Source organism: Aeromonas sp. FDAARGOS 1419, assembly GCF_019047045.1.
Classification (GTDB): domain Bacteria; phylum Pseudomonadota; class Gammaproteobacteria; order Enterobacterales; family Aeromonadaceae; genus Aeromonas; species Aeromonas veronii.
The window spans coordinates 2,846,064-2,858,311 of sequence record NZ_CP077209.1 but is presented as its reverse complement, the minus strand read 5'-3'; the positions used below and the strand labels follow the sequence as shown (position 1 = coordinate 2,858,311).

Here is a 12,248-nt window from a genome sequence, read left to right as displayed (position 1 = left end):
TATAATCCGCCGATTTCCATGGCAGCAACGCACAAGGCACTGATGGAGCTTATTCGCGGCATTCACAATCTCAAGCCCCGTCACCGGGGATGTGTATTAACCATTGGCAACTTTGATGGGGTTCATCAGGGTCACCATGCGGTATTGGCACGTCTCAAGGAGAAAGCGGCCCAGCTGGGATTGCCCGCCTGCGTCATGCTGTTTGAGCCGCAGCCGCTGGAGCTGTTTGCCGGCACAGCTGCGCCCGCCCGGCTGAGCCGGTTGCGGGAGAAGTATGAAGCGCTGCAGGGGCTGCATATCGACCGCATGCTCTGTGTGCGCTTCAGCCACCGCTTTGCCGAGCAGGCGGCCTCGACCTTCATCGAGCAGTTGCTGGTAGAGAAGCTCGGGGTGCGCTATCTGGTGGTTGGCGATGATTTTCGCTTCGGCAAGGGGCGGGAAGGGGATTTCCACCTGCTGGAGGAGGCGGGTCATCGCTTCGGCTTCGAGGTGATCAGTACCCAGAGCTTCCAGCTCGAACGGCAGCGGGTCAGCAGCACCCTAGTGCGCGAAGCACTCAAGGCGGGCCGGATGGCGGAGGTGGAGCTGATGCTTGGCCGTCCCTATACCATCAGCGGCCGGGTGGCCCACGGCGACAAGTTGGGGCGCACCATAGGTTTTCCCACCGCCAATCTGGCCCTCAAGCGCCAGGTGATCCCGGTCGGTGGCGTGTTTGCGGTGGAAGTGATATGTTCCGGCAAGACCTTCCCCGGTGTAGCCAATGTGGGTGTACGGCCGACCTTGAGCGGTACACAAGCCAGATTGGAAGTACATCTATTTGATTTTTCTGGTGATCTATATGGTCAGCAGGTCAAGGTGCTGCTTCGCCACAAGCTGCGCGAAGAGCAGAAGTTTGCCTCTTTCACTGCCTTGAAAGAGCAGATCGAACGAGATGCCCTGGCGGCCCGAGCCTGGTTCGGGCTGCCACAATTCAATTTACCCAGCACTCTTTTAGAAAAGAAGGGAACCCAGGACTGATGAGCGACTATAAACACACCCTGAATCTTCCGGAAACCGAGTTTCCGATGCGTGGCGATCTGGCCAAACGCGAACCCAACATGCTGAAACGTTGGTACGATCAGGATCTCTACGGCGCTATTCGCCGCGCCAAAGCGGGCAAGCCTTCTTTCATTCTGCATGATGGCCCCCCCTATGCGAACGGCAACATTCACATCGGTCACTCGGTCAACAAGATCCTCAAAGACATCATCATCAAGTCCAAGGGCCTCTCCGGTTTCGATTCCCCCTATGTGCCGGGTTGGGATTGCCACGGTCTGCCTATCGAACTGAAAGTGGAAGGCATGGTCGGCAAGCCGGGCGAGAAGGTTTCCGCTGCCGAATTCCGCGCCGAGTGCCGCAAATACGCCAAGACCCAGATCGAAGCGCAGAAGACCGACTTCATCCGTCTGGGTGTGCTGGGCGACTGGGAACACCCCTACCTGACTATGGATTTTGGCACCGAAGCCAACATCATCCGCTCCATGGCCAAGATCGTTGAAAACGGCCACCTGCACAAAGGCTCCAAGCCGGTGCACTGGTGTACCGATTGTGGCTCTGCGCTGGCTGAAGCCGAGGTTGAGTACTACGACAAGAACTCCCCCTCCATCGACGTGCGCTTCAAGGCTGTCGACGAGGCGGGCGTTGCCGCCAAGTTTGACTGCGCCGAAGGCCACACCGGCAAGGGCCCGCTCTCTGCGGTGATCTGGACCACTACCCCGTGGACCCTGCCAGCCAACCGCGCCATCGCCATGCACGCCGATCTGGATTACGCACTGGTGCAGGTTGAAGGGGAGCACCCCGAACGTCTGATCCTGGCCGCCGAGCTGGTCAAGGATGTGATGGATCGCGCCGGTATCGAGAAGTTCCACAATCTGGGCTACGCCAAGGGCGCCGCGCTCGAGCTGCTGCGCTTCAACCACCCCTTCTACAGCTTCGACGTGCCTGTGGTACTGGGTGACCACGTCACCCTGGATGCCGGTACCGGTGCCGTTCACACCGCCCCTGGCCACGGTCAGGAAGACTTCGTGGTCGGCCAGAAGTACGGTTTGGAAGTGGCCAACCCGGTTGGCAGCAACGGTGTTTACCTGCCGGATACCGAACTGTTTGCCGGCCAGCATGTGTTCAAGGCCAATGCCTCCGTGATCGAAGTGCTGACCGAGCGCGGCGCCCTGCTGCACCACAAGGTGTTCAACCACTCCTATCCGCACTGCTGGCGTCACAAGACCCCGATCATCTTCCGTGCCACCCCGCAGTGGTTCATCAGCATGGAGCAGAAGGGTCTGCGCAAGCGCGCACTGGAGGAAATCGAGCGCATCGAGAAGGACGGTATTGCCCAGCAAGGCCAGAGCGGCTGGGTACCGGCTTGGGGTAAAAACCGCATTCAGGCGATGGTCGAGAACCGTCCTGACTGGTGTATCTCCCGTCAGCGCACCTGGGGTGTGCCTATCTCCCTGTTCGTCCACAAAGAGACCCAGGAACTGCACCCGGAATCTGTGCGCCTGATGCATGAAGTAGCCAAGCGTGTCGAGCAGTCCGGCATTCAGGCATGGTGGGATCTGGACAAGGCCGAGCTGCTGGGTGACGATGCCGACATGTATGACAAGGTGCCTGACACTCTGGACGTCTGGTTCGATTCCGGTTCTACCCACGCTTCCGTGGTTGATGCCCGTCCCGAGTTCAATGGCAAGCCGGCCGACATGTATCTGGAAGGTTCTGACCAGCACCGCGGCTGGTTCATGTCCTCCCTGATGATCGGCGTGGCCATGAAAGACAAGGCTCCGTACAACCAAGTGCTGACTCACGGCTTCACCGTGGATGGTCAGGGTCGCAAGATGTCCAAGTCCATCGGCAACGTGGTGAGCCCGCAGGACGTGATGAACAAGCTGGGTGCCGACATCCTGCGTCTGTGGGTAGCGAGCACTGACTACACCGGCGAGATGACTGTCTCCGACGAGATCCTCAAGCGCTCTGCCGATGCTTATCGTCGTATTCGCAACACTGCCCGCTTCCTGCTGGCCAACCTGAACGGCTTCAATCCGGCGACCGACATGGTGGCACCTGCCGACATGGTAGTGGTGGATCGTTGGGCTGTGGGTCGTGCCAAAGCGGTACAGGCCGAGATCATGGCGGCATTCGACGAGTACAACTTCCACGGCGTGACCCAGAAGCTGATGCAGTTCTGCTCCATCGAGATGGGCTCCTTCTATCTGGATGTGATCAAGGATCGTCAGTACACCGCCAAGGCTGACAGCCTGGCCCGTCGCTCCTGCCAGACCGCCCTGTATCACATTGCAGAAGCCATGGTGCGCTGGATGGCGCCGATCATGAGCTTCACCGCCGACGAGATCTGGGCTCTGCTGCCGGGCGAGCGCGGCGAGTTCGTCTTCACCGAGGAGTGGTACGACGGCCTGTTCGGTCTGGAAGCGGGTGAATCTCTCAACGACGATTTCTGGGCCGAGATCCTCACCGTGCGTGGTGAAGTGAACAAGGCGCTGGAAGTGGCCCGTGGCGAGAAGCGTATCGGCGGTTCCCTACAGGCCGAACTGACCCTGTTCGCCAAGCCGGAGCTGGCTGCACGCCTGAACGCCCTGGCTGATGAGCTGCGCTTCGTGCTGCTCACCTCCAAGGCCAAGGTGGTCGTGGCTGACTCTGCGCCGGAAGGCTCTGTGGCGACCGAGCGTGATGACCTGTGGCTGAGCGTGGCCCAGTCTGCCGCCGCCAAGTGCGACCGCTGCTGGCACCATGTAGAAGATGTGGGCACTATCGCGGGTCACGAAGAGATCTGTGGTCGCTGTGTGACCAACGTTGAGGGTGACGGCGAAACGCGTCAATTTGCCTGATGAACATGACTCAACATAAAAGCGGCCTGCGTTGGCTGTGGCTGGCAGTGCTGGCCTTTGTACTGGACCAGGCGAGCAAGCTCGCCGTGGTCAAGTTGCTGCCATTTGGTTACCCGGGGGTGGAGATCACCCCCTTCTTCAACCTGGTTCATGTCTACAACAAGGGCGCCGCATTCAGCTTTCTGGCTGATCAGGGGGGTTGGCAGCGCTGGTTCTTCGCGGTGCTAGCTTTTGCCATCTGTGGATTGCTGATCCACTGGCTGCGCAAGCAGTCGGTGACCCAGCGTTGGAGCGGTATCGCCTATTCACTCATCATCGGCGGCGCCCTCGGCAACGTCTTTGATCGACTGGTGCTGGGCCATGTGGTCGATTTCCTCGACTTCTACTGGCAGCGTGCGCACTGGCCGGCATTCAATCTGGCCGACAGCTTTATCTTTATCGGGGCCGCCATGATTGTGCTGGACGGTTTCCGTGGTGAGAAAAAGGAGCAGGCATGAGCCAGCAGATCACCGCTAACAGCAGCGTGCTGTTCCACTTCTCCATCAAGCTGGAAGATGGCTCGGTTGCCGACAGCACGGCGCTGCACGGCAAACCTGCCCGCCTGCGGATGGGCGATGGCAGCCTGCCCCCCACCTTCGAGCAGTGTCTGCTGGGCCTGTGCGAAGGGGAGAGCAAGAGTTTTACTCTGGCGCCGGAAGAGGCCTTTGGTCTCTCCAATCCCGACAACATCTACCATCTCGACCGTGCCAAATTTGGCGCCGATGTGGAGCCAAAAGTCGGCACCATCATCCTGTTCGATCAGCCCAATGGCAGCGAGCTGCCGGGCATCATCCGGGCGGTAGCCGGGATGTCGGTCACGGTCGATTTCAACCACCCGCTGGCCGGTCATTCCGTCACCTTCGAGGTGGAGATCCTGGGCGTTGATGATGAGGAGAAGGTGCATTAATGGATATTCTGCTCGCTAACCCTCGTGGTTTTTGCGCCGGTGTCGATCGCGCCATCAGCATTGTCGAGAGCGCGCTGGAGAAGTTCGGTGCCCCCATCTATGTCCGCCACGAAGTGGTGCATAACCGTTATGTGGTGAACAAGCTGAAAGAGGCTGGAGCAGTCTTCGTCGAGGAGCTGGACGAGGTGCCGGACGACAGCATCGTCATCTTTTCTGCTCACGGTGTGGCCAAGACAGTGCGCGAGATGGCCAAGTCCCGCACCCTCAAAGTATTCGATGCCACCTGCCCGCTGGTGACCAAGGTGCATATGGAGGTGCATCGTGCCAGCCGCAAGGGCTCAGAAGCCGTGCTCATCGGCCACGCCGGTCACCCCGAGGTGATCGGGACCATGGGGCAGTACGAGAATCGCGAAGGCGGCATGTATCTGGTGGAGACGCCTGAAGATGTGGCCAAGCTCAAGGTGAAGAACCCGGATGACCTCTGCTTTGTCACCCAGACCACCCTGAGCGTGGATGAGACCTCTGACGTCATCGATGCGTTGCGCAAGCACTTCCCCAAGATCCAGGGGCCGCGCAAGGACGATATCTGCTACGCCACCCAGAACCGTCAGGATGCGGTGCGGGAGATGGCAGGGCTGGTGGACGCCATGTTGGTGGTGGGGTCTCGCAACTCCTCCAACTCCAACCGTCTGCGCGAGCTGGCCGAGAAGGTGGGCGCCAGAGCCTATCTTATCGACGATGCGTCGATGATCGAGGCGAGCTGGCTGGAGGGCGTGAAGGCGATCGGCGTCACTGCTGGCGCATCCGCCCCCGAGGTGCTGGTGCAAAACGTGATTGCTCGCCTGCGGGAGCTGGGTGGCAAGGTGGTTGCCGAGCATCCTGGCCGTGAAGAGAACGTAGTCTTTGAGGTTCCTCCCGAACTTAGAATAATTTGAGTGCAGCCAGGAAGGCTTAAGAATAAAGTGTGTTGATAATGACGCCGGGTTTGTTCATGGGACAGGCTCGGCGTTAAACTTATGAAGCTGTCTGTCACCAAGGATGGGATATGATTGGATACTTTCGTGGCTTTTCTCTTATTGAGTTGATGATTGTCATCGCCATCGTGGCGATTCTTGGCACTATCGCTTATCCCGCCTATCAGCAATATGTGCTGACCAGTCATCGTGTCGAAGCCAAGAGCATGCTGTTGAATGCGGCCAATCGGCAAGAAACCTATTTTATGGATTTCAATCAGTATGCATCCTCTGCTGCTGCTCTTGGTATCAGTAGTGCATCTGAGAATGGCCTGTATCAATTATCCATTGCCGTATCAGGCAACACCTATACCTTGTCAGCCAGTGCTGGCGCGACGACAGCCCAAGCCAACGATACCGATTGCACAGTGTTTTCCATTAATCAGTTGGGCGTCAAAAGTGCTTCTGGTGCAGCTAGCAATAGCTGTTGGGAATAGCCATGGCCATTCATGTTTCATCACATGAGAGAGGATTCAGCCTGCTGGAGGTGATGATCACCGCAGTCATCCTGTCGTTGGGGATGCTTGGTCTGGTTGCTTTGCAAACCCATTCCAAATTTGCCAGTTATGAAGCTCGCCAGCGTACTATCGCCAGCTGGTTGGCAAACGATATGGTTGAGCGGGTACGGATAAATCGCGATAGTTGGGCCGCATCCGGTGCAGTGACTGTCAATCTTGCCGCCAACTTGCCACGTCCGACATGCGCCGCCGCAGATGGCACGATCAGCGCGTGCAGTGCTGCAGATTTACGTAATGCCGACCTTCACTACTGGCAACAAGCTTTGCTTGGGGCCAGTGTTTCGGGTGCTGCATCCTCCCTGAATTCACCGATAGGCTGTGTGGTGCGGCGGGCCAATAATGTATTGGCTGTTGGGATATTCTGGGCTGGCAAACAAGAGATATCTGATGGGGGGGCTGCCGCTGCCGCGTCAACTCTGATCAATGAGTGTCAACTCTCGACCGCAAATAATCTTTCGAGGCGCCAGTTTATTCTGACGACGACTTTATGAATTCTCGCGGTTTCACGCTGGTAGAGTGGCTGGTCGCTATGCTGCTCGGTTTATTTTTGTTGGCGGGGGTATTCACAGTTTTTGTGATGTCTCGCTCCAGCTCTGAAGATGCCTTTGATCAAAGTGAATTACAGGAAAATGGTCGATTGGCCATTCGACTGATTAGCCAGGATATCAAATGGGCTGGTTTTTTTGGAGCTTATACCGGCCAGTCAACACAAGTTGGCTCCTCACTGTCGCTGAGCACTGGCAGTACCATTTTATCAGCCAGTGATTGCCTGGATGAGCGCTCTGTCGGTAGTTTGCCATCACCTCTTGGGCCAATTCGCGGGCTTTGGGTTTCACGGGTTTCCGCAAGCAAGGGATTGAGTGGTTTTACTTGTATTGATGCCAACGACCGAGTGGCAAACTCCGATGTAATCAGTATCAAGCGACTGGTAGGGCGTCCTATACCAGCATCAGAGGGATTGGATACAAACCGCTTTTATATGGCAGCCAATAGTCAGGAGGCGAGAGTCATCAAGGGAAGCGAAACCAGACCACTCTTTGGTGCCAATAATGAGAGCCAGATCTGGGAATACCAGCACTACATTTATTACCTATCACAAGAAGATGGTATTCCTGTTTTACGCAAGCGCTATTTGACCGTCAATGGTGGTTCTGCTCTGATTGGTGGCGCTATGGCTGAGGGCGTTGAACATATGGTTCTGATGTATGGTGTTGACGATTCTTTGGTCCCTGATGGACGCATAGACAGATATATGTCAACGGACCAAATGACAACACAGCGCTGGAATGAGGGGCGGGTATTGGGTGCTCGGCTTTTCTTGCTGATTAGAGCCGCTCGGGAATCAAGTCGCTATAAGAATAACAATAGCTATCAACTCGGTAATATTACGGTTAATGGTGGTGGTGATGGTTATCGCCGTCTGCTCTTGGAAAGCAGTATTGCATTACGCAATCAACAAATAACCACCCGAGGTGGAACATGAGATTGGTTAAAAAAAACCAGGGGGTAGCATTGATTGTTGCACTGGCTATTCTGGTTCCCTTGACTCTGATTGCAGTAGTCGTCATGCAATCCAGTGGTATGAGTTTAAAAATGGCCGGTTCGAGCGCCAGTTTGCAACGAGCAGAACACGAAGTGGAAGGCATCTTGGAGTCTGCATTGGGCGATACGTCTCTCTCTACGCAAATTGCAACGCAGGCAATTGGTACTTCGGCGGCAATAGGCACTACCACTCCTGCTACTACCCTGACAGTCAATACAGAAAGTGTATGCAAACGAAAATTTGAAGCCAGTAGCCAGAATGTAACGCCAGCTTGTCGTTATGCTGAAGCCACCACATCAAGTGCTTATGGCAAGGTGAATAGCCAAATGACCTTTACTGCCGGGGTAGAACAACCCTTGCTCAGTGCCAATTAGGGAGCCCGTAATGAACATAAGGAACTGTTTGTTTACAAGCTTGCTAGTATTGTGTTGCGGAGTATCAGGGGCATCTTTGGCGGTAGGTACTGGTTATTCCGACGATACCGAGTTGTTTATTTATGACTTTGCCAAAGCCGGGGATTTTCGGCCAAAGGTTCTATTTATATTCGATAACTCAGGCAGTATGGGCGAAACAACTTTGCTAGGAAAGGAAGAGTATGACCCTGAATTTCCTTATCCAAGATTGGCATATGATGATGGGAGTAACAGTTTTCTCTATTACTCAACAAATGGAACTCCCCCTCAAACGTTAGATAGTAACAATACCAGACGGTTCTCAACGAGTAAAAATGCTTGTGCCACATCTCGGGAGCCTCTTAACCAAATTGGACTATTCTCATCTGTCTATTGGAATTATGAGGTGTCTGGCACTGGAGCTAAAAGGAAAGGGGAGTGGAAGCCATTAAAGAACTATGCGTCCAACACAACCAATATAGTGGATTGTCAACAGGACATTTCAGCAAGAAACAATGATAATAGTGGTTTTACCGGCTCATATCAGTCTGTCTCAGGAACTACTAAAGGTTACCCTGTAAATAGATCAAACAACACTAATATTAATATGCCATGGGTTGATAGTGCTACTCCTGTCGTTCCGAATACGGGTGGGACAGAAGTGCTGACCATATATACTGCAAACTATTTACGTTGGTATTATGCACCTTCCACCATTACCACATCGAGACTAAATGTAGCTAAACAGGCGTTGAGGGAGTTGGTTCGATCTACGCCAGCGGTAGATTTTGGCCTTGCGGTGTTTAACCAAAATGATGGCAACAGCAGTACCAATAAAAATGGTGGTCGTATCATTAGGCACATCATGGGTAATGACGCCATTTTGGCTGGCGGTAAAACCGGCGCTCAGGATCTTATTGACAAGTCAAATAGCCTTTCGGCGGAGACATGGACGCCTTTGTGCGAAACAATGTATGAAGCCTATCGCTATTTTGGTGGGCTTGACATCTACTTTGGCGATGATGATGTGAGTCGCAATCCTCAGCGAGACCCTAATGCCGAAATTCTCACCGCTAATAAGTATAAATCGCCATACGATAAGTGTTCCGATAATGGCTATGTCATTTATATGACTGATGGTGCCCCAACGTATGATGCTGCCGCGGATAGTTTGGTGGCAGGATTGCTCAACAGCTCAACTGATCCTAATAAGCCTAGTTATAGTGGCACGGTCGGTTATGGGACAGGCAAAGATAAAAGTTACCTTGCTGCACTTGCTGGCTATATGAAAAACAATGATGTCAATACGTCAGTTAAAAATAAGCAAACCGTCACTACCTTTACCGTCGGGTTTGGTGATGATGCAATTAAGGGGGCGGGCGTTCTATTGGCTGAAACAGCACGTCGTGGTGGCGGTAAATATTACCCCGCTACCGATGCAACCCAACTTAACGAAGCGTTAAAGTCATCATTGCTGGCTATCTTGAAGATGAATGCCTCGCTGGTCTCTCCTGCCATAGCCACTAATAACTTTGACCGAACTCGCAGCCTTAATAATATCTACTACGCTATGTTTGAACCCGGAGCAGGCCCGAGATGGAAGGGTAACCTGAAGAAACTGGTTCTTGCGCCGGAGAAAGGTTACGTGGTTGATCAAACAGGCTTGCCTGCTATCGCTGGTGATGGAACCATCCTCAAGTCAGCTAAAACCTATTGGTCATCCACTAGTGATGGTAATAACGTTGCCGAGGGTGGGGTACAAGAGATGCTGGCAGCTAAAACCAATCGCAATCTTTATGTTATTCCCCCTTCCACTAATACATTAACTCCCTTTAGCAAGTCTGCTCTTGAGGGCATGGCAGGCGGGGCGACGCAGCTACGCACTGTCATGAAGCTTGATAGTGCTGATAGCATGGATGACCTGCTTAATTGGACCAAGGGGATTGATGCGTTTGATGAGAATCAGGATGGTGATAGAACAGATAATCGGGAGCATATTCTTGGTGACCCGTTGCATTCACGGCCATTAGTGATCAACTACGGTTGTACAACGTCGACAGGACAGACTACATGTACACCTGACTTGCGCATTGTGATGGGGAGTAATGCCGGCTTCTTGCATATGTTTAAAGACAGCGGCGCCACGGTTGATGAAAGCTGGGCCGTTATGCCTTATCAATTTATCGCGAATCAGAAAGCGCTGCGAGAGAACCTGGACTCATCAGAGCATCTCTATGGTGTGGATGCATCGCCTACAGTGCTGGTCAATGAGCAAGTAAAAGATGGTCATATCAAGTCGTCACAAGGTGACAAGGTGTGGTTATTTACCGGGCTGCGGGGTGGTGGCAAGGCTTATTATGCGTTGAATATATCCAATCCGGACTCCCCTTCGCTTATGTGGCGGTTGGATAAAAACAGCGCCGGTTTCAGCAAACTGGGCGAGACCTGGTCGATCCCCGAGGTTGCGTTCATTCCTGGTTATTACACAGAAACCAATGGTAAAAAAACCTATAAGCCAGTCCTGATATTCTCTGGAGGTTATGATCAGGCCAAGAGCTATTTGGGCCAAGGGGCTGAAGACAGTGAAGGGTTGGGTATTTATATCGTGGATGCTGAGGCCGGCACGCTGTTGTTAAGCTTTACCCCAGATGTGGCCAGTGCAACCAACAAACAGGTTGCAGGCATGGTTTATAGCATGCCAGGCGCTGTTTCTGTGCTGGACAGCGATGGAGATGGTGTATCTGACCGGGTTTATGCGGGTGATACCGGCGGTCAGATCTGGCGCATCGACATGAAGGGGACAGAAAAATCCAAATGGACGGCCATCAAGTTTGCCAGTTTGGGAAATGCACATTTAAGTGGAACTGCCAAGAAGCTGGAAGATGATCGCCGTTTCTTTACCCAGCCCGTATTGGTGCGCACCATCAATAAAGGTTGGAAGTATGATGGGACAAATTATCTTTACAGCGAGCGTCCGTTTGATGCCGTATTGATAGGCAGTGGTGATAGAAACCGCCCCTCCTCGGAGGCGACAACCCAAAATGTGTATGTGATGCTACGTGACTACAATGTTAATCCAACCTTGTTTGGGGCAACGTCTGAACCAGCGGTGCCATCAAGTATCACACTGAACGATCTCTACGATGTGACCAGCGATCCCTTTACGGGTTTGAATGAAGAGCAGATTGTAAACACCACCAAGGCGTTGACCAGCAAGTTGGGATGGAAATTCTGGCTCAATGAAAGCGGTGAAAAATCAATGGGGGCTGGTTTGGTGTTGCAAGGCAAGCTCTATTTCACCTCCTTCTTGCCTCAGGTACAGGACTTCCAACAATGTACGATTCAATCGATCGGTGCCATGCGCCAATATATGATTGATATGCACTATGGCACTTCTTTCAAATATGTACTGGATAGCAACAATCAGGAAGTTATTCAGCGTTACGTAGAGGTGCAAAATAAGGTTGCTGATGATCTGGTTATTCATGGTGGGGATGATGGCCGGATCAGGATTATAGGTGGTGCTCCGGGCAAGGAGGTTATCCTCAAAGATGATGGGAAGGGAGAGCCTGAGCGCTGTACCGGTGAAGGAGAATGCTCACAAGGTGCGGAAGAGGCAAAAATGGATATGTCTCCCAAGAAAATCTATCTCTATGAAGGAGAAGAGGGATGAAACGCATGCTGCTCTGGTGTGTGGGCTTGCCCTTGTTGGTTCATGCCCAAACGGAAGACATAAAATGTTATGTCACTCTGGAAGGTGGCGTGCAGATGGTGTTGCAGCAACCGGTAACTGATACGAGCAAGGCAAATCTGGTCAGGGTGTTTAAACAGAAAGGTTATGAGATTGATGGGGTGGTGCATCTTGTCACAGAGGTAATCGAGTGCGTTCCTTTGGCGGCCACCTTTTCGCTGGCTGATGCAAAAAAACAAGATGAAATCCAACCCAGATAACGTTGGT

At 53.3% G+C, this 12,248-nt stretch carries 11 protein-coding genes; all 11 read left to right on the top strand.

All coding sequences use genetic code 11. The features are described 5' to 3' along the window. Nucleotides 1–42: 42 nt before the first annotated feature. The 11 genes from ribF to tapY2 all read left to right on the top strand — a co-directional run bounded on the left by ribF (nucleotide 43) and on the right by tapY2 (nucleotide 12,241). Nucleotides 43–1,017: a bifunctional riboflavin kinase/FAD synthetase gene (ribF, locus tag I6L49_RS12840; protein ID WP_019445579.1), complete on the top strand. Its 975-nt coding sequence runs from the start codon at nucleotides 43–45 to the stop codon at nucleotides 1,015–1,017. Beyond that, nucleotides 1,017–3,878: an isoleucine--tRNA ligase gene (ileS, locus tag I6L49_RS12835; protein WP_216949683.1), complete on the top strand. Its 2,862-nt coding sequence runs from the start codon at nucleotides 1,017–1,019 to the stop codon at nucleotides 3,876–3,878. The genes ribF and ileS overlap by 1 nt, the downstream gene beginning before the upstream one ends. Beyond that, nucleotides 3,878–4,375 carry a signal peptidase II gene (gene lspA, locus I6L49_RS12830; protein WP_005340447.1) on the top strand — a complete coding sequence of 166 codons (498 nt, stop codon included), beginning with the start codon at nucleotides 3,878–3,880 and terminating at the stop codon, nucleotides 4,373–4,375. Before ileS ends, lspA begins: the two co-directional genes overlap by 1 nt. Beyond that, nucleotides 4,372–4,824: an FKBP-type peptidyl-prolyl cis-trans isomerase gene (gene fkpB / locus I6L49_RS12825; RefSeq protein WP_216949682.1), complete on the top strand. Its 453-nt coding sequence runs from the start codon at nucleotides 4,372–4,374 to the stop codon at nucleotides 4,822–4,824. Before lspA ends, fkpB begins: the two co-directional genes overlap by 4 nt. Further along, complete coding sequence (ispH, locus tag I6L49_RS12820) at nucleotides 4,824–5,759, top strand: 4-hydroxy-3-methylbut-2-enyl diphosphate reductase (protein WP_216949681.1); 936 nt, start codon at nucleotides 4,824–4,826, stop codon at nucleotides 5,757–5,759. Before fkpB ends, ispH begins: the two co-directional genes overlap by 1 nt. A gap of 110 nt (nucleotides 5,760–5,869) precedes the next feature. Next, nucleotides 5,870–6,274 (top strand): type IV pilin protein, encoded by a 405-nt coding sequence (locus tag I6L49_RS12815; protein WP_216949680.1) that lies wholly within the window; start codon nucleotides 5,870–5,872, stop codon nucleotides 6,272–6,274. A gap of 2 nt (nucleotides 6,275–6,276) precedes the next feature. Further along, the gene (gene pilV, locus I6L49_RS12810) at nucleotides 6,277–6,846 is read left to right on the top strand and encodes a type IV pilus modification protein PilV (protein ID WP_216949679.1); all 570 of its coding nucleotides are present in this window, start codon (nucleotides 6,277–6,279) and stop codon (nucleotides 6,844–6,846) included. After that, nucleotides 6,843–7,838 (top strand): PilW family protein, encoded by a 996-nt coding sequence (locus tag I6L49_RS12805; RefSeq protein WP_216949678.1) that lies wholly within the window; start codon nucleotides 6,843–6,845, stop codon nucleotides 7,836–7,838. The genes pilV and I6L49_RS12805 overlap by 4 nt, the downstream gene beginning before the upstream one ends. After that, nucleotides 7,835–8,272 carry a type IVa pilus pseudopilin TppD gene (gene tppD / locus I6L49_RS12800; protein WP_139408484.1) on the top strand — a complete coding sequence of 146 codons (438 nt, stop codon included), beginning with the start codon at nucleotides 7,835–7,837 and terminating at the stop codon, nucleotides 8,270–8,272. The genes I6L49_RS12805 and tppD overlap by 4 nt, the downstream gene beginning before the upstream one ends. A 10-nt stretch (nucleotides 8,273–8,282) precedes the next feature. After that, on the top strand, nucleotides 8,283–11,963 hold the full coding sequence (locus tag I6L49_RS12795; protein ID WP_216949677.1) for a pilus assembly protein: 3,681 nt from the start codon (nucleotides 8,283–8,285) through the stop codon (nucleotides 11,961–11,963). Then, nucleotides 11,960–12,241, top strand: a complete 282-nt coding sequence (gene tapY2 / locus I6L49_RS12790; RefSeq protein ID WP_043826141.1) for a type IVa secretion system protein TapY2 — start codon at nucleotides 11,960–11,962, stop codon at nucleotides 12,239–12,241. The genes I6L49_RS12795 and tapY2 overlap by 4 nt, the downstream gene beginning before the upstream one ends. The last annotated feature ends 7 nt before the right edge of the window (nucleotides 12,242–12,248 follow it).